At 55.9% G+C, this 21,028-nt stretch carries 22 protein-coding genes and 1 other RNA gene; 15 read left to right on the forward strand and 8 right to left on the reverse strand.

Annotated elements, in window-relative coordinates; all coding sequences use genetic code 11:
* The first annotated feature begins 173 nt into the window (after nucleotides 1-173).
* Nucleotides 174-1,235, forward strand: coding sequence for a metallophosphoesterase (locus tag C5Y96_RS10920; protein ID WP_105353047.1), 1,062 nt, complete (start codon nucleotides 174-176; stop codon nucleotides 1,233-1,235).
* Between the two features lie 116 nt (nucleotides 1,236-1,351).
* Nucleotides 1,352-2,038 carry a family 16 glycoside hydrolase gene (locus C5Y96_RS10925; RefSeq protein WP_105353049.1) on the forward strand — a complete coding sequence of 229 codons (687 nt, stop codon included), beginning with the start codon at nucleotides 1,352-1,354 and terminating at the stop codon, nucleotides 2,036-2,038.
* Nucleotides 2,039-2,052: 14 nt separating this feature from the next.
* Here the strand turns inward: C5Y96_RS10925 and C5Y96_RS10930 are convergent, their stop codons facing one another.
* On the reverse strand, nucleotides 2,053-2,727 hold the full coding sequence (locus C5Y96_RS10930; RefSeq protein ID WP_105353051.1) for a HEAT repeat domain-containing protein: 675 nt from the start codon (nucleotides 2,725-2,727) through the stop codon (nucleotides 2,053-2,055).
* Nucleotides 2,728-2,889: 162 nt separating this feature from the next.
* On the opposite strand from C5Y96_RS10930, the gene C5Y96_RS10935 reads away from it, so the two are divergent.
* Complete coding sequence (locus C5Y96_RS10935) at nucleotides 2,890-3,759, forward strand: alpha/beta fold hydrolase (RefSeq protein WP_105353053.1); 870 nt, start codon at nucleotides 2,890-2,892, stop codon at nucleotides 3,757-3,759.
* 152 nt (nucleotides 3,760-3,911) lie between these two features.
* On the opposite strand, the gene C5Y96_RS27335 is transcribed toward C5Y96_RS10935, so the two are convergent.
* From C5Y96_RS27335 to C5Y96_RS27985, 3 genes are read right to left on the reverse strand one after another with little or no spacing between them, the layout of a single operon-like run.
* A complete protein-coding gene (locus tag C5Y96_RS27335; RefSeq protein ID WP_158261176.1) occupies nucleotides 3,912-4,067 on the reverse strand; it encodes a hypothetical protein in 156 nt (51 codons plus the stop codon).
* 44 nt (nucleotides 4,068-4,111) lie between these two features.
* A complete protein-coding gene (locus C5Y96_RS10940; RefSeq protein WP_105353055.1) occupies nucleotides 4,112-4,996 on the reverse strand; it encodes a hypothetical protein in 885 nt (294 codons plus the stop codon).
* 13 nt (nucleotides 4,997-5,009) lie between these two features.
* Nucleotides 5,010-5,144 carry a hypothetical protein gene (locus tag C5Y96_RS27985; RefSeq protein ID WP_261341387.1) on the reverse strand — a complete coding sequence of 45 codons (135 nt, stop codon included), beginning with the start codon at nucleotides 5,142-5,144 and terminating at the stop codon, nucleotides 5,010-5,012.
* Nucleotides 5,145-5,316: 172 nt separating this feature from the next.
* Here C5Y96_RS27985 and ffs point away from each other — a divergent pair.
* From ffs to C5Y96_RS28130, 6 genes are all read left to right on the forward strand, one after another.
* An RNA gene (gene ffs, locus C5Y96_RS10945) (signal recognition particle sRNA small type) lies at nucleotides 5,317-5,412 on the forward strand.
* Between the two features lie 367 nt (nucleotides 5,413-5,779).
* Nucleotides 5,780-7,555: a DNA polymerase III subunit gamma/tau gene (gene dnaX / locus C5Y96_RS10950; RefSeq protein ID WP_233198908.1), complete on the forward strand. Its 1,776-nt coding sequence runs from the start codon at nucleotides 5,780-5,782 to the stop codon at nucleotides 7,553-7,555.
* A 165-nt stretch (nucleotides 7,556-7,720) separates the two neighbouring features.
* Complete coding sequence (locus C5Y96_RS10955; protein WP_233198909.1) at nucleotides 7,721-8,068, forward strand: YbaB/EbfC family nucleoid-associated protein; 348 nt, start codon at nucleotides 7,721-7,723, stop codon at nucleotides 8,066-8,068.
* A 51-nt stretch (nucleotides 8,069-8,119) separates the two neighbouring features.
* A complete protein-coding gene (gene recR / locus C5Y96_RS10960) occupies nucleotides 8,120-8,719 on the forward strand; it encodes a recombination mediator RecR (protein WP_105353057.1) in 600 nt (199 codons plus the stop codon).
* A 114-nt stretch (nucleotides 8,720-8,833) separates the two neighbouring features.
* Nucleotides 8,834-10,312, forward strand: coding sequence for an RNA polymerase factor sigma-54 (gene rpoN, locus C5Y96_RS10965; protein WP_105353059.1), 1,479 nt, complete (start codon nucleotides 8,834-8,836; stop codon nucleotides 10,310-10,312).
* Nucleotides 10,313-10,477: 165 nt separating this feature from the next.
* Nucleotides 10,478-10,777 (forward strand): transposase, encoded by a 300-nt coding sequence (locus C5Y96_RS28130; protein ID WP_105353061.1) that lies wholly within the window; start codon nucleotides 10,478-10,480, stop codon nucleotides 10,775-10,777.
* A 145-nt stretch (nucleotides 10,778-10,922) separates the two neighbouring features.
* On the opposite strand, the gene C5Y96_RS10975 is transcribed toward C5Y96_RS28130, so the two are convergent.
* Nucleotides 10,923-11,828, reverse strand: a complete 906-nt coding sequence (locus C5Y96_RS10975; RefSeq protein WP_105353063.1) for an ankyrin repeat domain-containing protein — start codon at nucleotides 11,826-11,828, stop codon at nucleotides 10,923-10,925.
* A 269-nt stretch (nucleotides 11,829-12,097) separates the two neighbouring features.
* Complete coding sequence (locus tag C5Y96_RS27340; RefSeq protein ID WP_158261177.1) at nucleotides 12,098-12,310, reverse strand: hypothetical protein; 213 nt, start codon at nucleotides 12,308-12,310, stop codon at nucleotides 12,098-12,100.
* A 637-nt stretch (nucleotides 12,311-12,947) separates the two neighbouring features.
* Between C5Y96_RS27340 and C5Y96_RS10980 the strand changes: the two genes are divergently transcribed.
* The 3 genes from C5Y96_RS10980 (at nucleotide 12,948) to C5Y96_RS10990 (ending at nucleotide 16,085) form a co-directional block, all read left to right on the forward strand.
* Nucleotides 12,948-14,078 carry a hypothetical protein gene (locus tag C5Y96_RS10980; RefSeq protein WP_105353065.1) on the forward strand — a complete coding sequence of 377 codons (1,131 nt, stop codon included), beginning with the start codon at nucleotides 12,948-12,950 and terminating at the stop codon, nucleotides 14,076-14,078.
* An 82-nt stretch (nucleotides 14,079-14,160) separates the two neighbouring features.
* Entirely contained in the window at nucleotides 14,161-15,333 is a 1,173-nt protein-coding gene (locus C5Y96_RS10985) for a transporter (protein ID WP_105353067.1), read from the forward strand.
* A gap of 20 nt (nucleotides 15,334-15,353) precedes the next feature.
* Complete coding sequence (locus tag C5Y96_RS10990) at nucleotides 15,354-16,085, forward strand: C39 family peptidase (protein ID WP_146115619.1); 732 nt, start codon at nucleotides 15,354-15,356, stop codon at nucleotides 16,083-16,085.
* A 90-nt stretch (nucleotides 16,086-16,175) separates the two neighbouring features.
* Here the strand turns inward: C5Y96_RS10990 and C5Y96_RS10995 are convergent, their stop codons facing one another.
* Together C5Y96_RS10995 and C5Y96_RS11000 are read right to left on the reverse strand one after the other, a co-directional pair.
* Entirely contained in the window at nucleotides 16,176-16,583 is a 408-nt protein-coding gene (locus tag C5Y96_RS10995; RefSeq protein ID WP_105353071.1) for a hypothetical protein, read from the reverse strand.
* A gap of 394 nt (nucleotides 16,584-16,977) precedes the next feature.
* Complete coding sequence (locus tag C5Y96_RS11000) at nucleotides 16,978-18,036, reverse strand: serine hydrolase domain-containing protein (RefSeq protein WP_233198910.1); 1,059 nt, start codon at nucleotides 18,034-18,036, stop codon at nucleotides 16,978-16,980.
* Nucleotides 18,037-18,221: 185 nt separating this feature from the next.
* On the opposite strand from C5Y96_RS11000, the gene C5Y96_RS11005 reads away from it, so the two are divergent.
* The 3 genes from C5Y96_RS11005 to C5Y96_RS11015 all read left to right on the forward strand — a co-directional run bounded on the left by C5Y96_RS11005 (nucleotide 18,222) and on the right by C5Y96_RS11015 (nucleotide 20,980).
* Nucleotides 18,222-18,782 carry a DDE-type integrase/transposase/recombinase gene (locus C5Y96_RS11005; RefSeq protein WP_105353076.1) on the forward strand — a complete coding sequence of 187 codons (561 nt, stop codon included), beginning with the start codon at nucleotides 18,222-18,224 and terminating at the stop codon, nucleotides 18,780-18,782.
* Between the two features lie 118 nt (nucleotides 18,783-18,900).
* A complete protein-coding gene (locus tag C5Y96_RS11010) occupies nucleotides 18,901-19,143 on the forward strand; it encodes a hypothetical protein (protein ID WP_105353078.1) in 243 nt (80 codons plus the stop codon).
* On the forward strand, nucleotides 19,133-20,980 hold the full coding sequence (locus tag C5Y96_RS11015; RefSeq protein ID WP_146115620.1) for a hypothetical protein: 1,848 nt from the start codon (nucleotides 19,133-19,135) through the stop codon (nucleotides 20,978-20,980). The genes C5Y96_RS11010 and C5Y96_RS11015 overlap by 11 nt, the downstream gene beginning before the upstream one ends.
* The last annotated feature ends 48 nt before the right edge of the window (nucleotides 20,981-21,028 follow it).

Below are 21,028 nucleotides of genomic sequence, written 5' to 3' on the forward strand. Positions count from 1 at the left end.
TGGCAAGTCGGAGTTGCGTATCGCCAATTCGCGATGAATTCGGCGCGGCACGTTTCTTTATAGTCACGTTAATTTCCCGGGCATCCCCCAGGGCAGGTCTTTAATCTGGCGGCAAAACGCCTATAACAGAGGGTCTGCTTTCACTCGAACTTCCCACCTTTCGGAACCATCGCATGTCGCATCTCAGCCGCCGCCAATTATTGAAGTCTGGTCTTGCTTTGCCGGTGTTGTCTTCGTTGCCGATGGCGATGACGTCTTCTGCGATGGCTGCCGAGGACGATGCCGCGAAGAAGTCTGGCGTTCCGGCGCGCGTGGAGAAAGATAGCTTCACGATCGCCGTCCTGCCTGACACGCAGATGTACTGCCAAAAGGTACCGGAAGGTTTCTATGCCCAGACTAAGTGGCTGGTCGAGAACAAGGATGCCCGTAATATCTCGGCGGTGTTGCACCTGGGGGATATCACCAACCGCAACACGCCCGAGCAGTGGGACGTGGCCGTCAAGGCGATGTCCCAACTAGACGGGCACATTCCTTACTTCATGGTGCCTGGCAATCACGACTATAGCGACGGCGGCTCGGCCAAGGACCGCACCACGAACTTGAATCAGTACTTCCCGCTGGCCAAGTTCCAGTCGCAGTCAACCTTCGGCGGCACGTACGACAAGGAAGCGGACCGCATGGAGAACACGTATCACCTGTTCTCTTCCGGCGGGCGTGATTTTGTGGTCATCGGCCTGGAATTTGGTCCGCGTGCCGACGTCGTTCGCTGGGCCAATGAAATCGCCGAGAAGTATTCAGACCGCGAAGCGATCCTGATCACGCACGCGTACATCTACTACGACGAAACCCGCTACGACTGGAAGAAGTACGGCACGAAGCAGAACTGGAACCCCCACTCGTACGGCGTCGCCAAAGCTACCGCCGACGACGTTTCCGACGGCGAAGAGCTGTGGAACAACCTGGTCAGCAAGCACGAGAACTTCATCCTGACGCTCAACGGACATGTGCTGAACGATGGCCTGGGGCGCGTTACCAGCACCACGCCTGGCGGGCGCGACGTCCACCAGATGCTGGTCAACTTCCAGATGAAACCCAACGGCGGCGACGGCTGGCTGCGACTGATGGAATTCACCAGCGACAACAAGGTTCACATCGTCGACTACTCGCCCACGCTCGACCTGACGAATACCTCGCCGCAAAACCAGTTCGTCATCGACCTGGCCAAGGTGGGTTAGCCGCTCGGCCAGCTTGCGAAAACGGCCTGGCTATTGAGCCGCGCCGGCAGGCAGGGTACGTTGAGCAGAGAGACTTCTGCCCCAACCTATTCCCGTTTCCCATCTGGAAGACAGCCATGATTCGTTCGACCGCGTTTGCTTTGGGTTTGAGTACCGTCCTGCTGGCACTAACGGCGATGGCGGAAGAGGCTTCTTCGCCACTCGATACGCTGATGTGCGAGCGTGGCAAGTTGCTGCTGAGCGATAGCTTCGAGACCGGACCGAGCAAACAGTGGCGTACGGCCAAGGGGAAGTGGGAAGCCGTTGATGGCGCGACGCAGGGATCGGAACTGAAAGCAGACGAGCACGTTGCCGCGATGCGGGTGAATCAAAAGGTACGCAACCTGGTGCTGCAGTACAGCTTCAAGATGGATGGCTCGAAAACCACGACCTTGAGCATCAACGACGCCAAGGGGCATAACTCGCGGGTAATGATCAACGCCAACGGTTTTTCGGTCCGCAAAGACGATCACGACCATGCCGGCCCTGACAAAGCCGAACTGCTGCAAATGGTGAAAACGAAGATCGCCCCTGGCAAGTGGCACACGCTGGTCGTCGAGTTCAACGGCCCCGAGATGCTGGCCCGGCTCGACGGCAAACAGGTCGCCTACGGCAGCCACGAGGCGATCGACGTCGACAAAACGAACTTCGGCCTGACGGTTGGTGGCGAGTCGGTTTCGTTCAAGGACTTCTCGCTGTGGGAAGCAACCCCCAAAGCCGATTGGTCCCAGTCGAAGGCCAAGGTCATTTCCCAGTCGAAGTAGCCTGAGACTTTTACTCAGCTTCCGGGCAAGCTACTTTCAATCACTTGTTGCAGCGACTCGCGGACGTAGGGGTCTGGCTCCTCGTCGAGTCGCTCTTTCAAGTTAGGCACTACCCGTTTGACGATCTCAGGGTAGGTGCCAATCGCCACAACGATCATCTGCCGGACCTCGGGGTGCGGATCTCGCAGGTAAGGGTACAGCAGGTCCAACTGCTGTCCAATCTGTTGTCGCAGATCGGCATGATAGATTCGCCCGGCGGCCATCTCTTCGTCGAGCGAACGGTTACTCTTGGCCAAGATCTCGCGCCACCTGGCAGCCTCTTCCGGGTTGTTTTCGCAGCGAAAGAAGGACGGCTGACCTTCCGCCAAGCTGGCCAGCAAGTAGGCAACGGCCGCCTTGTCGTGCGGTCCGTCGGCTTCCAACAGTTTCAGCAGAAAGGGCACCGCCTTGGCTGAGGCCGCATAGATCGTCCCTTGATGCCAGATCGTTTGAAAGAGAGTCTGCATCGCGTAGTCGCGGTGGGTCGACTCGGTCGAAGTCATCGCCCGCAGCAGCGCCGGAACATCGGTCGCCGGCCCATAGGCGTGATCGACCGCGGACCAGTCGACGCTGTCGACATCGGCCAGCGCAGAAACCGGCGGTACGGAGTCAGGCGCGCGATACAAGGTAATCAGTTCGTCACTGTTCACAGTAGTCCTCAGTACCACGCGTTACGCAGGCGAAAGTTCTAGTTCACATCACCGAGATAGTACCACGCACTATCCCTGTTATAATTCTCGACGTCCGAATGCTTGATCACAGACTAAGCGATATTAACCTGATATAGCGGATCGTTCCAATCGGAGCACATCTTGAAATCACATCTCTACAAGACCGCTGCTGGTCGCCAGCGACTTGATCAATGGTACGAACGATTCCTGGCTAAGATAGAAACGCCAGTCGAAACGAGAACCGTGCCGACGCGGTTCGGGGAAAACCAGGTACTGGTAACCGGCCCGGCCGATGCCCCACCGCTGGTCGTGCTGCATGCCATGCGCACCGGGGCCGCGTTTTTGCTTTCGGAACTGGGCCCGCTGCTAACGAAGTACCGTGTCTATGCGCCAGAGTTGCCGGGGCAATCGGTACGAGGTCTCGATGTGCGGCTTCCTCTCCAAGACGAATCGGCGGCGTTCTGGTTGGCCGACGTGATGGATGGCCTCTCGCTCGAATCGGCCAACCTACTGGGCGTGAGTTGGGGAGGCTTCATCGCGCGATTGACGGCCTCGCACATGCCACACAGCGTGCCGCGCCTGGCGCTGCTGGTACCAGCAGGCATTGCCAACGGTTCGCACCTTACCGGGCTCATGAAAATGGCGTGGCCAATGATCCGCTACCAGGTACGCCCCAGTGAAGCCAATCTGCAAAAGCTGTTGTTACCACTGCTATCGACCTGGGACGACGACTGGGGCGGCTTCATTGCTTGTACGATTCGTGATCTGAAAATGGACCCACGCATTCCCCCGGTGGCAACGGATGAACAACTGAAACAACTGACCATGCCCGTGTTGGCGATCGTGGGGGAAGAGGACATCTCGTTCCCCGGCCATCTGGTCGAACAGCGACTGCGGTCGCAGGTACCCACCGCCGAAGTCGAGGTCGTCCCAGGCATGAAACACTGCCCACCCACCACGCCAGAATTCCGAACGTGGCTTGCCCAGCGGTTGACGGCGTTCTTTGGTTAACGTTCCCCGAAACTTGGCCTATTCAATCCATCCGAAAGCGATCGCCGAACGGATTAGATTTCTAATCGACGCACGTCTGGCACTGTCGAGAGCGGCAGTCCCACGCACCAGGAGACGGAACAGGTCAGAACGTTTGCCCGGGGCAACCGGCGTTATGGAAAGACGTACTCATCGATCGCCTCTGCCACCATTTGAACATATTCGCCCAACATAAGTCCGCCCGATAGGACCGGGGACAAGACAAACAGTAGCAGCAGTAGGGGCAATAGCAGCCACAAGAACAGCACGAAGCGTGATTTGGTGCTCATAACACAAGTGTAGAAATCGGGCCTATTTGCCGCAAGAAAATCGACTACTTGACGGGATCATCCCCAGCCGGCAGCCTGACTTCTTCTCGGGTCACAGGCTTCTGCGCATCGACTCCCCAGTACTTCAGCGTGTTGTAAGCCGCTTCTCGAATGCCATAAAACCGCACTTCGATACCATTGTTCTGCTCCGCATGTTGCAGATAGGCCCAGCCTGAGTCCTCTAGAAATGCCTTCAAGCGAGCAATGTTCTCGTCCGATTTGAAATACCGCAGGGCGCGGACCCCTTGTTCGCGCTCCAGATAATTTTCCGAGCGCGTAAACTCGATCGCTCGTTCTTCCAACTCTTGGTTCACCGGCACATTCAGGATGAGGCCGTGGTACTTCTCCCACTGCGTACCGACGATTCGATTACGGGGGACATACAGACCGAACGTGTGAATGCGCCGGATGGCTGGCGACCAGTGCTTAAGAGCTTCTTTGATGGCACGAATCACTTCGTCCGGCTCGCGTAGCAGACTGAAGTCGGCCTGCATGACTTCCATCTTGCCAGGCACTAGTTCGATCACGTTCGTCTGGTAGGGCGAGTTCTGGTCGTACAATATCAGCAAGCGGGACGAGTGCTCCAGCCAATCGTTGAGTACGCTCAAGTCACGCGAAATGTCCGCTTGAACCCGATCGTACGGGTCGTCGTTGAAGATTTCCCGTTTCAAGTTCTGCTCGACGTCGATTGTCGTGCTGTAAACATCGCGTCCCTCGACCTTCTGCGCATCGCCAATCTTGACCAGTCTGGCCACAAAGACGAGATCGGCGTTGATGACCATGCTTTCGATACTATCGGCCCGGGCGACTATCGGCTGGGCGTGTGCCGACTGCAATAGAACAAAGAGCACGATGAACGCGATGAGCGATTTACAACATACGTTAAGCATTATGGCCGGCCCGCTAAAACAGAATTCGCTCGACGACAAACTGTTTCAACTCCGAGAGGTACTCACCCGGTGTTATCCAGCCCAGCATAAACGGGCAAAGGAACAACAGCAGTAACACGATTAATAGGATGCGATGCCACTTATTCATAGCGTAAGTTCATCAATCTTAGTTGACCGCATGCCCACGCAGACGTAAGCAAGGCACCCGAAACAGTTTCCCCTCTAAGAATCCCGCATGCAACCATTTCGGGGCACGCCCAACACCCCCTTTGACAACTGCCCACCTAGCCGGTAGCATAACTCGTTTTCCCGGACTGTCTTAGAGCGACCCTCGCAAGGGGAAATCTAGCAACCTGGTCAGGCCTTAACTGGAGCAGCCACACCTGGAGGACTTTTGTGCGAGGGTCACTCCAAGATAGTCGGGGAAAGAACGAACAACGGATAAGACTGCTTTCGAGCAATCCCCGCGATGGGAAGTTTGGTTATCTGGTCAGGCCTTAACTGGAGCAGCCAAAACTTTGCAACCTTTGTGCGGGGGTTCCTCCAAGGCAGTCTTTTTTGTTGCCTACGTCGGTGTTTGGTGAAGCACCGGTACCGGGTTCGCACTGACCAGAGCCCCGTGGCACACGGCCGAGGTCCTGACGGTAAGTGCCACGGTTGATTTGCCGCCGGTTGTGCGTCAAACTGCATCGTTGCCCTAAGTTTGGGTAAGCGTTTATCTGACGAGACCGATGCTTTCGGCTCGGCTTCTCGCGAAAAGTCCTTAGCCGGTTGAGAGGGATCGTGGCTGAGCAAAATAGTTCTCCCGACTACCTGGTCGTTGCCAGGCGTTATCGGCCACAGTCGTTCGGCGAATTGGTCGGCCAGCAGCGTGTCGCCACGGCATTAGGCAATGCGATTGCCCGCAACAGGGTAGGGCACGCCTATCTGTTCACCGGGGCTCGCGGGGTCGGCAAGACTTCCTCGGCGCGTATCTTCGCCAAGGCACTCAACTGCGTGAAGGGACCGACCGCCACTCCGTGCAACGAGTGCGAGATCTGCGAGAGCGTGACCGCCGGCGAAGATGTCGATGTGCTCGAAATCGACGGTGCCTCGAATCGCGGTATTGAAGAAATCCGCCAGTTGAGGGCCAATATCAACGTCCGCCCCAGCCGCGCTCGCTTCAAGATCTACATCATCGACGAAGTCCACATGTTCACCAAGGAAGCGTTCAACGCGCTGCTGAAAACCTTGGAAGAACCGCCGGACCACGCCAAGTTCATCTTCTGCACGACCGACCCCGAACGTATTCCGATCACGGTTCTATCGCGCTGCCAGCGGTTCGACTTCGGCGGGATTCTGCCCGAAGACATCGTTGGCCGGCTGCGGCATATCGTTGACACCGAGCAGGTTCCGGCCGATGACGAAGCGCTGAAGCTGATTGCCCGCCGGGCGAACGGTTCGATGCGCGATAGCCAGTCGCTGCTGGAACAGATTCTGGCGTTCGGTGACTCGCAGATCACCGTCGAATCGGTCCATCGCCTGCTGGGTACGGCCGACAATCAGCAGATCGTCGATCTCGCCGGGCAGGTTCTCGCGTCCGATGCGGCCAGCGCGCTGCAAACGGTGCATGCGGTCTTTACCGAAGGGGTCGACCCGGGTCAGCTTTTGGAGCAGTTGTTACGATTGTTCCGCGACTTGATGGTGCTCGGTTCTGGCGGGTCGCCTGACCTGCTGCAAACGATTTCGCCTGGTGCAGTCGATCAAGCACAGGCCATGGCCACCCAGGCAGGTCTGGCGAAGCTTTTGGCCGCGGTTCAGTGCCTGGACGAAACGCTGGTTCGATTGCACCGCAGCACGTATGGTCAGGTTCTGGCCGAAGCGGCCGTCATACGTATTTGCCAGCTGAACGACCTGGAAAGCCTGGGCACGCTGATCGCAACGCTCAAGGAAGGTGGCCTTCCAGCGAAGTCGGCTTCGATAACTCCGCGCGCGGTGGAACCTCAAAAAAAAACAGTCGATAGCCCCCCAGTAGCACCGCCGGCACCTGAGACGATTCCGATACGCCCGGTCGATCCCCCGGCACCTCCCGTGGCCGTCGATCCACCACCGGCACCGGCTCCGCCGCCCGAAATAGTTCCCGGCGAGGCCCCCAAACTGGTGATTACCGAGAAAAATGCATTCTCGGTATGGAAAAAGATTGTGGAAGATTTACCGGGCCTTATCGGTGATTACGCCCGGCAAGGGCACGCGGTAGCAATTTCTGGGCCAAATCGGCTAGTCGTTGATTTTTTCTCGACGTATAATTCGGCTGTCGAAGCTTTGCGACGGCCCAGAAGCCAGGAAGTCCTGGAGAAGGCCTTCCGCGAGATGTGCGGAGACAGTTACACGATCGATTTTCGGGTATTGGAAGACCCCAATGCCGGTCGAAAGCCCGATCAACACATGTCTCCCGAGCGATCGGCTCAAGAGGGTCGTCTACGAGCTCGACTACAGGCCGAACAGGAACCATTCGTCCAAAAGGCGATGGATCTGTTTGATGCGGAAGTGAGCGGAGTCCGTGATTCGGACGCCAGCTAAATTTTCTGCAGAACTTGGCACGCTTTTCGCATGTAGGGGAAGTTTCGGCCATTGGCTGAGCTAAACTTTACGCGGTAATCATGCCGTTGGCATGCAGAAAAATGTTCCCTCGCCCTCCCCAAGGGAGAGGGGACAGGAATATGTTTCACTGAAAAGGAGACGTCCGTGTTCAAGAATCTTGGCAATATCGCCAGCATGATGCAGCAGGCCCAGCAAGTCGGTCAGGGTATGAAGGCCATGCAGGAAGAACTTCGCAACAAGCGTGTGAAGGGAACTGCCGGTGCCGGCCTTGTCGAAGCGATCTGCACGGGACACGGTGAGTTGGTCAGCATCACCATCGATCCGCAGTTGATCGCTGATGGCGACAAGGACCTGATCGAAGAACTCATTCCGCAGGCCGTTAACGATGCCCAGGCCAAAGGCAAAGAGTTGCATCAAGAGATGATGCAATCGGTGACCAGCGGACTGAATGTCCCCGGCCTGGATCAAGCGTTGAGCCAGTTCGGTCAATAAGGTTGGCTTTCGGAAAGCAACCACAACAACCCACATGAAGGAGCGAGGTGAATGGCGCAGCTGACTGAATCGGTGGTTCGATTGATCGATCAGCTTTCCAAGCTGCCTGGCATCGGCCGGAAAAGTGCCGAGCGCGTTGCCTATCACCTGCTTCGCGTGAATAAAGACGAAGCCCTGGGGCTGGCAGACGCGATCCGCGACGTCAAAGAAAACGTCCGCTACTGCAGCCGCTGCTTCAATCTGTCGGAAGGGGACCTGTGCAGTATCTGCAAAGATCCCCAGCGCGACGCGTCGATCTTGTGCGTGGTAGAACAACCACGCGATTTGATCGCGCTCGAGCAGTCCGGCGTGTTCCCGGGCCTGTACCATGTCTTGCTGGGGCGCATCGCTCCGCTGGAAGGAATCGGCCCGGATCAACTCACCATCGATGCCCTGGTCAAGCGCGTTTCCCAAGGGGACATTCGCGAAGTGATCATGGCCACCAATCCCACGACCGAAGGAGACGGCACAGCGCTGCACATTTCCAGCCTGCTGGCCGATTTCCCGGTTAAGTTAACCCGTTTGGCGCGAGGTGTTACCGCCGGTAGCGTTCTCGAATTCGCCAACAAGGAAGTGCTTGCCGACGCCATGACAGGCCGGCAATCGCTTTAACCACACTTTGGGTGAGCCAAGAAGGCAAACTGGTTCATCCAATGATCGCTGCAAGTTGACGACAACGTCTTCGCTTCCAGCAACCCACTTCCCAACAGCTACGGAATCATTCCCATGAGAATGTCCTTCGGTCTCGAGCAGAAGATGGTCCAGAAGCAAGTTCTGGCCCCACGGATGATTCAATCCATGGAAATTCTGCAACTCCCCGTTCTGGCCCTGCAAGAGAAGATCGAGCAGGAGATGAACGAAAATCCGATGCTCGAAGTTCAGGAACAGGAAGCGAGCGATACGGATGAATCGCCGCGAGACGAATATGAATCGCGTAGCGAGTCCGAAGAGGAATTCGTGGTCGAAGACGGCAAAGACAATGCCGACGACTTCGAACGCCTGTTGGAAATGGACCAGCAGTACCCCGACACCTTCGACGAACGTCCGCAACGCTCTTCTGGCCAGATGGAAGAAGACGCCGAACGCCGTATGGACGCGCTGGCCAACGTTCAGTCTCGTCCCGAAACGCTGCAAGACCACCTCGATCACCAACTATACGAACTCACCATCGAGCCGCAGGTCCGTGAATGGGCCGAGCGCATCATTTCGGCGCTGGACAGCAACGGCTACCTGACGACGAGCCTGGAAGACCTGCTGCCGGCCGATGCCGACGACGAACTGCGGGAGATCGCCCAGGAAGCACTTCACGTCGTGCAGTCGCTCGACCCGGCCGGTGTGGGTGCTCGCGATCTGCGTGAGTGCTTGCTGCTACAAATCGATCCGTCGCGGATGTTCTACGACGAACTGCGCACGCTGATCATGAATCACCTGGAAGACCTACGCGATAATCGTCTGCCGCAAATCCAGAAGGCGACAGGATTCTCGATCGAACGCATTCAAGCAGCCTGGAGCGAACTACGCCGCTTGGACCCGAAGCCTGGTTCGATCTACAACGATTCGCACGTCGCCAACGTCATTCCCGACCTGATGCTCGACATCGACGAAGATGGCCGCTACACCGTGCAAGCCGAGGACCGTGACATTCCCCAACTGCGCATCAGTAACTATTACCGCGAACGACTTTCCAGCCCGACGGCCACGCGGGAAGAGAAAGAGTTCATCAAGCGCAAGCTGAACGCAGCCCAGTGGCTTATCGACGCCATCATCCAGCGTCAGAACACCCTTAGCCGCGTCGCCCAGGCGATTGTCGACTACCAGAAGGACTTCATCGACAACGGCCCCGAGCACATCACGCCGCTGAAGATGCAGCAGATTGCCGATCAGGTGGGCGTGCATGTGACGACCGTCAGCCGCGCTGTCGACGACAAGTACATTCAAACCCCGCGCGGTATCTTCCCGCTCAAAGCATTCTTCGCCGGTGGTACGGTGAACGAAGCGGGCGAAGAAGTGACCTGGGATCAGATTCGTCTGCGTCTGCAGGAAGTGATCGACAACGAAGACAAAGCCAAACCGCTGTCGGACGACGACCTGGTCAAAAAGCTGAAAGACGACGGCCTGAACGTTGCCCGTCGTACGGTCACCAAGTACCGCAAGAAGATGGGCATTCCCAGTTCGCGTCAACGACGTGACTGGTCGAAGAAGTAAGGCGATTACGTCGTCGTCGTGAGGCTTAACTCACGTGCCTCTCGAGCCGTCCGCCACGCCAAGTCTTCTTGGGCGTAAGAGTATTGCTGGCCCAAAGCGGGCGACGGTCTTTTCCAAACCAACCAACGTTAAGGGATTCAAGCGACTAGCAGTTGAAGATGGAAAATGCATCGCTCTGGCCAAAGCTACAAAAAGTTCGCACGAGACAAGTTATCAGTGCGAACGATTATCCCGGCCAAGCACGGCCGCCCGACCAGCAAGCCAGCCAGCGGCCGATATCGTAGGCTGATGCAACTCCACTTCGATGCGGAAACCTACCGTCAAAGAAGCCAGGTCGAAACCGTGATGAGCATGATCAAACGTAGGCAAGGCAACTTCGTCCGAGGCAAATCAGAAGGAAGCCGACACAGAGAATTACACCTGATGGTGCTGACCCACAATGTTATGATTCTCTGGTGGGCTTGAGTTTTCTACAGAGTCGTCCTGACACCTTTTCTTTCCCGTTTGAAACGGTAATCCTGAAAACTCACCAACTGTACAAGAGACGCTAATGAAGTTTTCACAGGGCGATAGAACTCCTGCTTCTGATGAACATCCGACGAAGAAGCATCTACAACAGCGGTAAGATGTATTTGTTCAAGGGCAAAGATTGCGAAAGAGAGAAAGCAGTATTTCCATTTTTATCTTTGATTGAAGTGTCGGCACCTTTCTCAATTAGCAGCTTAGCAATTCGCGGATGTTGGCGCACAAGAGCCCATAGAAGTGCGGTTCGACCACTCGAGTCAATATCTTCCATTCGAGCTCCGTACTCGAGCAGTGTCGCTACGACGTCAACGGACCCCGACCGACACGCCAAAATCAGCGGCGTCATTCCATCACTCGTTCGAGAATTAATTTCGGTGCCACGTCCTAGTAAAAATTCAACAATCCTGGGCTGTCGTGACGCTGCAGCACACTCAAGCATCGAATATCCAAATTGGCTGGTCGTACTAAACTCTAGTGGTGCCATTAGGGCGACCGCATCGAGATCTCCTTGTTCAATTGATCTGAAAGGTTCCTCTGTTTCACTCCACGACACTAAATCGGGATGATCGGAGTAACGAATTTCATCGATGAACTTCGCGAATTCGCCCGCGAGGCATTCGTTAGCTTCAGTTTCATGGCTAATCAGCCACACTTCTCCTCTCTCACTTTCGGAATTAATACAAATCACATCTCCCAGCCCAGTGTCTGCAATCGCTAGAAACTTGCCTGGAAGGATCCAAGAAAGCCTTAGATTTGCAAGCAGTAGGTCCAAATAGTCGAACTCCGAATTAATAGAGTAGAACAGTTGGATACTGACTGGACTTGTATCTGGACCAAAATAAACGTCCGAGGGAAATGACCCACCGTTGGTCTTCTTCAAGAACGATCGGTACGATTGTGGAAGCAAAATATCGCACTGATTCTCAAGTTTATCTAAATCACTATCCGAAGCCTGTGGAAACGAGTCTTGAATTATTGGTTTCATCGTCATTGGCTATTCACGACCTCCTTCAAATTCAACGCCTGCGCGTCGGAAGCGATCATGCCATCTAATCTCTTGACTAATTCCGTCCAGCATTAACTGGTCTCCGATAAATTCTGGGGAAGAAAAAGTGTCAGGACTTTTTGTTCCCTCCGACAAGATAAGAGGACGGGGGCAATACTGTTCGGCACGAGATTTGACCGATGTGTTTTGTTGTACCAGATGCGATCTTGGGGGGGCGTTCTCTTGGGCTCACGTGCTGGGATTTTTTGGCTGTTTTACCGTGCAGAATGCCCTTTTCGCACGATTTGCCTCGGTGTTTGCGCGCAGTACTCATCCATGTGCAGATCGCGATTGCCGGCTCGATCTCTTTCGGTCCCAATTTCGTGCAGCGATGCCAGCAGCAGGCGAATCGACTTGAAGAACTTCATCCCCTGAAGATCCCGCGCCTCAAGCTTCCCCTTCAGTTCCCCTGATTTCCGCCTGGCCACAAAAAACCTCGCTGCATGACAAACTGGCAGTTGCAATGCTTGTGAAATGTCATGCGCAAATCTCGTGCCGAACAGTATTGGGACGGGGGGCTTTAGTGCGACATCTTTAATGCGAAATGCCCCGTCCCCTTTTCTTTTTCAACTGGGTTGGAAACGGCATGGAAGTTCGTCCTCGAAATGGCAACTTTTTCACATCGCGGCAGTGTGGTGACTTCGAGTGATCATACCCCGTGGCACTGAACGATTTCCAGCAATTTGATACCGGGGATCACACGACAGCGTCGCGCCCAGTCACTATTTAGTCGCTTGCAAACACGCCCAAGCGGACTTGGGCGTGGCACCCGCTGATTTGGTTCCCAGGACTCGCGGTTGTTCTGCCTGTACCGAAAGGTGGGGTTAGTCTCGTGGCAGCGGTTGTTGGTGCTACCAACATTCTGTTTATCGTGACCCCCTCGAAAGCACGATGCCAGAGAACACGATTCTGCCTGTTATGCCCGCTAGCACATTCATGCCGCTAGCACCGCATAGCGGGAACGCAACGACTAATCCTTGTCGAAGCCCCAGTTGTTGATCGAAGCATCCCTTTTGAGCGTGGAAAAGCTCGCCGGTTGTGGCGGTGGCTGAAAGGAATTCAGAAATGAAAATGCGTCACATCCTGGTTACGATGTTTGCCTGGTTCACGGCGGCAACTGCGCTGTATGCCCAAACGGATAACATCTTCCGACCGGTCTACCTTGCTCAAGATCCGGTGATGGCCCCGATTTCGTTCGAGAAGCTCGACAACCTGGCCAATGCAGAAACCTACCCAGTAACCGCCGCGGGAACACCTGCTTGCGGTCCGGCATGTGGCTATTGCCGCGCCGGCTGGCGGATGGGGGTTGAAGCGACTTTCCTCGCGCCGATGGGGGGCAATCAAGCCGGCTGGAGCTTCACCGACGACATCGCCGGCCGAACCGATAGCTTCTCGACCGATGCCCACGGCATTGGCGGCCTGGTGCCAGCTCCGCGTCTGTGGGGTGGTTACGTTTGTGATAATGGCTGGGGTTTTCAGGTACGTTACTGGGAATTGAACAGCAGCTCGAACTATGCCAATCCTTTCCTGCTGACCGCCGACACGTACGGTTTCGCCTCAGGGACGAACCTGGACATGTTCGCGCTCGACCTGGAATTGGTCAAAGAGTTCTGCTTCTACGACTGGAACATGGTCGGTACGTTTGGTTATCGACATGCCCAGCGCGAATTCAACGAAACGATTGGCTTCAACGGAGCGATCGTCCATGGCGGCGGCACGACCACCTATGCCGGCTTTGCTTCGGGGATCGCCACGTTTGAAGGGGACGGCCTGACGTTCTCCCTCTCTGGCTATCGCTGTGCCGACTGCTGCTGCGGCCTGCAGTGGTTCTGGAACGCTCGCGGCTCGGTGCTGTTCGGCGATTCGTACGCCGGGGCACTGACACACGCCCAACTGGTTCGACCAGGCGGCTCCGCCGACGATACCAACTTCGGTTACGCCGGCGACAGCGATTCAATCTTCGTTGCCGAGTTCCAAGTAGGTGCCCAGTGGAGCACACCGCTGAAGTGCATGGGTGGACGGTTCTTCGCTCGCGGTGCGTTTGAATACCAGCACTGGGGCGAACTGGGTGCCGCAGCTGGTGCCACGTCGACCGTCGGCGACATTGGCGTCGGCGAACTGACGATGAACGCATTGGCCCCGGCCGATTCGCTCGACCTGGTCGGTTTCGCTATCTCGGCAGGCATCGTTTGGTAACGCGGCACACGAAGCATACATAAGGCTACCTAATATGGAAGTTTCAAAGCCCGCACAGCTCGCTTCCCGAAGGAACGACACGATGATGCGAACAACCCAGACACGCCGCCAGCCTCACTGGCTTGCCAATCGCCTTTACCAGGGGCTGATCGGCGCGGCCATCGTGCTTCTCGGGCAGGTCTCGATCGCCAGCGCGCAGTGGGACTACGGTACATCCAACAGCTTCCGTATCGATGAACCCCTGTTCGTCGCTTCCGACTTCGAAGACACCTCGCTGGTCTGGCGTTATGGGAACGGTACGATCATGCCGGTCTCGGCCATGCAGCAAGAGCCTGGCCCGCTGCCGCCACCACTTCCTGAAATTCCCGCCAACGGCAGAGTCGAACTGGTCGATCCGCCGGTCAGTCGCGATCAGGAATATGGCGAACCACTGGAAGACTTCAACGTTCAGTTTCTGCGGACGTCAAGCGTCCTTCTCGATCCAGGCCAGTGGCAAATGGATGTCGGACTGGTATATGCCAAAGCCGATTACGATTTCCCCGTTGCCTTAAACCCATCCGGCGTGGCCCGAGCTGATCTGAAACGTCGTGCGCTGTTCGTGCCGTTCGCGCTGCGATATGGTTTGACCGATCGAATTCAACTTTCTGGTAGCCTGCCCATTGGCTGGTCGCATCAAGAGTTCTCGTCGCTGGGCTTGTTCGATCAGAACAGCGACAACGGCGGTATCGGCGACCTGGAACTGGGTGTGAACCTACTGTGTCGTGAAGGATGCTACGGCTATTCGCCGGACGTGATTCTTAACTTTGGTTTGACCGCCCCAACCGGCGATGCCGAGTATGCCGTCAACGGGCTGACCCAAGCGACGCTGTCCAACGGCGTGTGGGCACCATCGGTGCAACTGCTGATGATTCAGCGTTACGACCCAATCATTTACTTTTACGGCTGTGGCTATCGTTACCAGGCCAAGCGTCAGTTCAACGACCAGGATGTCTTCTATGGTCACCAGTTTACGTACAACTTTGGCGTTGGTTTCGCGGTGAACGATCGCATCACGCTGAGCACTGCGTTTCTGGGGCTGTATCAAACCGAAACCCAGATCGATGGACTCGGTGTACCAGGCTCGATGCGGGAACTGTTGCGACTGCGTTTCGCTGCAACGACCTACCGTTGCGGGCGAATCGTAGAACCGTTTGCCGAGATCGGCATGAGCGACGACGCGGCAGACGCCGTGGTCGGGATCGTTTGGACGCTGTAATTTCCGCTGGAGAAACTCCTTTGCGTTACCCCAGGATCAAATTGATTTGCGTACCGGTGATCGCCATGGGTGTTGCCGTGGCGCTGGCCGCGGCGGCCACGGCGCAGACGCGGTCGCAGTTTGGCCCGCCGGTACGCACCAACGACCATAACATTCAGGCCTATGCCCGCACGTGGACGGCTATTCGCGATCAAAATATCGTCAAGCAGCAGCGCGACTTTTCGTGCGGCGCGGCGGCCCTGGCCACCATCTGCCGCTATTACTGGGGCGACCCCGTCACCGAGAACCAGGTGCTCGGCGTCATCGAGAAACAACTCACGCGGGAAGAACTCGAGGAACGCTTTAAGAACGGGCTGGCCATCTCCGACCTGCGTCTGACGGCGGTGAAGCTGGGTTACCTTTCGACGATCGGTCGCTTGAGTATGAGTGAACTGGCCGACGTGAAGGTACCTCTGGTGGTGGCCATTCGCCTGGAAGAAACGAACCACTTCGTCGTGCTGCGAGGCATGGCCAACGGCTGGGTATTTTTGGCCGACCCGGCGCGGGGGAACTTGCGGATTCCGCAATTCGAGTTCGAGCGAATCTGGATCGAGAACGCCGTGTTGGTGGTGGCTAAGAAGGGGAAGGCAAAGTCGGATGTATCGCAATTGGGAGTGCGACACGAAGAGATGGCCCGAGGCTGGCTCGACGATCAGATCATCCGCACCTTCCCCGAAAAACCTTTCCGGGTTCCGTTTCCGGCGTACCCATAGCCTTCATCGGTTAGACCAAGAAATAGAAAACGGCCGCGTCGAGCACTTTCGACGCGGCCGTTTTTGCTTGCTTGGCTGACGGGTGTTCGCTTAGCGACCAGCGAAGGCCCACGAACTACCAACGGCGTAGGTACCAACACTCACGGTGGTGCCACCCAGGATGATACCGCGAGGACCGTAGACCGTCTTGCTGTAGTTCAGACCGGTCTGGCTGCTGTTACCACCAGCGGCGAAGTCCGGACCACGACCGACGTCGGCGGCACCGTAGAACGAGAATTGCGAGCTACGCAGGAAGTTGGAAGTACCGAAACCACCTGCGATCGCGAAAGTACCACGGACGTTCTTGCCTTCTTCGTCGCTCATGACGCTCAGACCCGACAGGCCCATCGAGGCCAGGGTCGCTTGGTCGACGTTACCGTTGGGTTCAGCGGCTTTCGCATCCGAAACCAGCGCGAAGGAAGTGATAGCGACTGCCAAGAGACATGCCAAAGTTTTCATTGTGTTTCTCCCGCGAAACAAGTTAGGGCAGATTCAGGCACGATCCCACCGCTTGAGACCCCCCCTGAGTGACTGAAAATGGGCTGCGATACACCCGATTGTAGTTACAGGTGTGGATATCTCGATGAGAGAAAATATGCGAATTACCCAGATTTTGGGGATTGCAAAGAAGATAACAGCGGGGGAAGAGTTGCCCGCGCACACGGCAGAATGGCCACCTGAAAGTGGATGGCATGTCGTTTCTGGCACACAACTTAGCGTGCTTCAAGCAGGGCCAGCAGTAAGAAGCCTTGCTGGCTGGCCTATCTCATAGACTAGTTACAGACGCTAGTATCACAAGCTTTCCGCCAAAGATTCTTCGCCCTCCCAATAACCCGGGTGCCAGCGGGACAAGCTAACCCTGCGCCGCGATCGCCGCCGAGGCCAGTTGACGGGGGTGGGGCGTTACCGCGCGAGCTGGCAGCGAAGTCAGTACGACAAAGATGGTCTCGGTGGCGGGATCGGCCCACGCCAGGGTCCCGGTCGATCCGCTATGACCAAACGTTTCTTCCGAACAGCCCTCGCCGGCGAGCAGCGAGCCAACATCAAAGCCAATGCCCCGCGGCTTGATTCCGGCAGGGTTCTGGTTCGACCGCACCAGCTTGGCGGTCTCTGGCTTTAGCACCGCGCCGTTCAGGAAGAGATACTCTGCCAGGAACTTCGCCACGTCAGGTGCCGAACAATGGGTCGTTCCCCAAGGGGCTCCCAGCTTGCGCCAGTATTGGCTGTTCCAATCCCAGTTCTTCGCCGTGGGATCGCCACTGCCGGCTTCCGGCGCGGCGAATTCGGTTTGGGCAGGTACCATGTCCTCGAGCGCGAACCGCCCTAGCCCCTGGGCCGAACGCTGCATCTTCAGCGGCTTGAAGACCGTCTCTTCGACGAGAGACAGAATGTCTTTCCCCGTCAGCTTCTCGGCCACGTGGGTCGCCAGCAGGATGCCCATGCTCGAATACTGGTAGTTCGAGCCGGGCTGGAACGAAAGGGGGGCTTGCTGTGCGTACTCGACAAACTTTTCGAGGCCTGCGTGATTGCGTCGCAGATCCGCATTGTTGGCCAACTGATCCGGCAGTCCAGAGGTATGCGTCAAGACGTGACGTAGCGTGACGTTCTCTTTCCCATCGCCGGTGAACTTCGGTAGGTACTTGCTCAGCTTATCGTCCAACTGAAATTCATTCTGATCGTACAGGCGCATCAATGCGGTGACGCAGATCGGCTTCGAGATCGAGCCCAACAGGAACATCGAATCAGGCGTCGTACCCGAACCGTAAGCGCGCGTGACGGCGTTTCCATTCTTTAGGACATGCAGTGTCGCCGACTTGACCTGGCCACTGGCGGTTGCCTGCCGAAGTACCTTGTCTGCTTCCTCTAAACCACTCGGCTCGTCCGCGGCGATCGCGCGCGTACTCAATCCCACGGCAAGACTCCCTAGAAGAAAATGACGACGATCCATACGGCAGGCTCTCGGAAAAGGCAGGCAACGAGATGGGAAGGGGCAGGCAGGGGATAGGCAAGTTTTATCATCCTGGTAGGCACATCGCAATTCAAAGACATTCACATTGGGGAAGATGCCTGTCGCCTGGCTGACAGTGAAAACGCTGTGTGCTCCAGCCCCTGGTGCTTGAGCATGGAGCACCGCTGGTGCTTAAGAGCGACAACGGCTCGGCCTTCAAGAGCGGCGACTTCGGTGCCTGGCTGACGGATCACCAGGTCGTACCGCTGCTGTCACCGGTTCGCATGCCTCGCTACAACGGGGCCTGCGAGGCCGGAATCGGGGCGGCGAAACGCCGCACCGAATACCTGGCAGCCCGTCAAGGACGTTACCTCGACTGGACGACCGACGATCTTCATGCGGCCCAGCGCTGGGCCAACGAAGCAAGCTACCCCGGCGGCTTCGCCGCCGGAACACCCGCCAGCCGCTTCGCGGCTCGCGTTCCCATCAACGACATCGAGCGTGACACGTTCCGCGCCGCTGGTCTACAATACGAAAGAGAATTGAACCAGGAAGCATGCACCCGCGGAGATGCACTAACCGATATGTTACTAGCGATCCATCACCGTCGAGCTGTCCGCCATGTTCTTGTGGAACACGGCTACCTCGACATTACCCGGAGGTCCGTTCCTCAACCACTTCCTGCTAAAAAATGCGCAAAGATTAAGTGAGGGGCACACTTGATAGAACGTCCATTGAATGGGGGAAACCGCTTGAAATATCACTGGCCGTTGTCAAAGGAATACGCGATGGGATGAACGGCGACAGCAACGAAACCGAAAAAAGAACTTGCTGTCTAAGGTAGTAGTATTAGAAACATTCACATTCGATATTGGAACCATTACGAGAAACAATCTCCCCGGTGGCGTGAACTGGTCCGGCACAGCAATCCTTGAGGTAAAGAATGTAACCGCCGAAGGAATTGGCTCCTACGGCATAAACGGCATTTTTGCACTTACTCGGCCGGTCGGAGCGAATAATTTCACGATCACCCTCGACGGCAATGTCACGGAGGTAATTGATGATGGATAACCTACAAAAGGCGGCATTTTTGGCACAATTAATTTCACTAGGTAAGATTTCGATCGCAATGTTTTTGGCTAAGTTTTGCATTCGCTTTGCATTTTTTGCTGCGTGCTGCTTCTATTTCGGTAGCCAATGCCTGGCAGGAGAGGCGGTAGCTCCAATATGTTACGTTCCAAAAATTCCATCCCATGATGTAAATAGCCGTTCTTGCCGACAAATCCTTGAGCAAATTCAAGACGCGCATATCGTTTTCGGGTCCGACAACCAACTTATGGGCGGATTCGAACGGATCACGATCGAAAAGCACCCACAGAATCCTAATGCATTTCAAGGATTTCGTTCTCCGACACGCTGGGAGGATGGACAATCGGGCATATTGCAGCAGCATTGGATAGGATCGTATTACGGCTTCTTGTCGGATGGACATGGGTTTGTACGGCTTCCACAGACGAAGTGGTTCGCGACCGGAGGTAGCTGGCGTTTATCCGTCGATGGCCGTCCGTTCGAAACGGAAGTTGAATGGTCCGATCTTCCGCATGACACCAGTGGAAGATGCTTGTTTGATCTCGCTTTCAAAATGAGTATCCAGGCGAACCAAGAGATTCCAGAGTGTCACTGGGATGAAGTCTCATCCACGTTGGTCATTCGCCAGGCGGATGGTTCGCGATTCTTCTTGCGCTTCCGAACACCCAGCGATACGCTCAAGTTCGGTACGGACTTATCGGAACTGCGATGGCATTCGGCGACCGGAGATACTTCGGTTGTTTACACACGATTCGAACTGACGGATGCCGCGTTCGACAAGACCATCGATCTCAAGTCACATGATGTCATTCAGACGCAGCTAGGAAAGGAGTTTGCGGAGCGTTCAGGATCGGAAGAGTTCTCTTATTCTCAAATGCAAAGCGTTGGCTTGCCAAACAGCCACCGTTCCGACTTGCTGGCCGACACCCTCGGCCTGGCGCAAACGCCCACACTTAAGCAGAATGTGACCGATTATCAGACGTACTACCAATCGTTGGATGATCGTTCACAGCTACGTCTATTGCTGGAACATCCCAACAAGGTCTTTGATCTCTCAAGCAGTTCAGGCATCGGCCAGCTTTACGATTCATTGAGTGAAAAATTGGAATGGATCGCGGATGAACGATACAGACAGCGTGGCGATCTCTTGCAAATTGACGACACTTCGATGCGATGGCGTGATGCAGAACGGATCACGTCTGCCATTGAGATGTGGAAGATCGTGGAATACAGCAGGCAACTCACTTCCGAGTCAATTCTGAGCAAGCAAGACCGCCTACGTTTGCTCGCTCGGATCGCAGAACTTGGTCCTCCTTCATTCAACGGAACCGGAGAGACATTTAAGAATAGAGAATTCGAGGACCCATTGATCGAGGCAATGTTTTACACGCGTTGGCAGTGGGTAACCGAGTCCAAGCACCACGACGCCTTGGTTCATGCCATAAAGACCTACGCCGTGGGAACCCCACACTCGCTTCTGGCAATAGACTCCCTCATACGCTTGGGGCAGCTTGACCGGGTGCCTAGCAAAGAGATGGATAGCTGGTGGGCGTCGTATATTCTGAACGCACACAACAAGTCTTCTCGCATGCGTGCTCTTTCAACTATATCTCGCCACGAAGCAGGGCTGCGTTACCTTATTGAGAAACTGCGAACCCAATCGAACGTTGCCCCGCTCGACCAAGAGATTGCGAGTGTTATCAGCAGTCGTGCTTGGGCTGCAAGAAAGTTGGGTAGATATGATATTGTATCAAAGGAATTGTGCACTGATATAGAGAAGATACGCTCGTCTCGAAGTAAGTTAGACACCGCACCTTAAACACCAAATCGAAAGTTGCTTGCCTACGAATTCGCCTAGGACGCGTAT

The organism is Blastopirellula marina (genome assembly GCF_002967715.1).
Lineage (GTDB): Bacteria > Planctomycetota > Planctomycetia > Pirellulales > Pirellulaceae > Bremerella > Bremerella marina_B.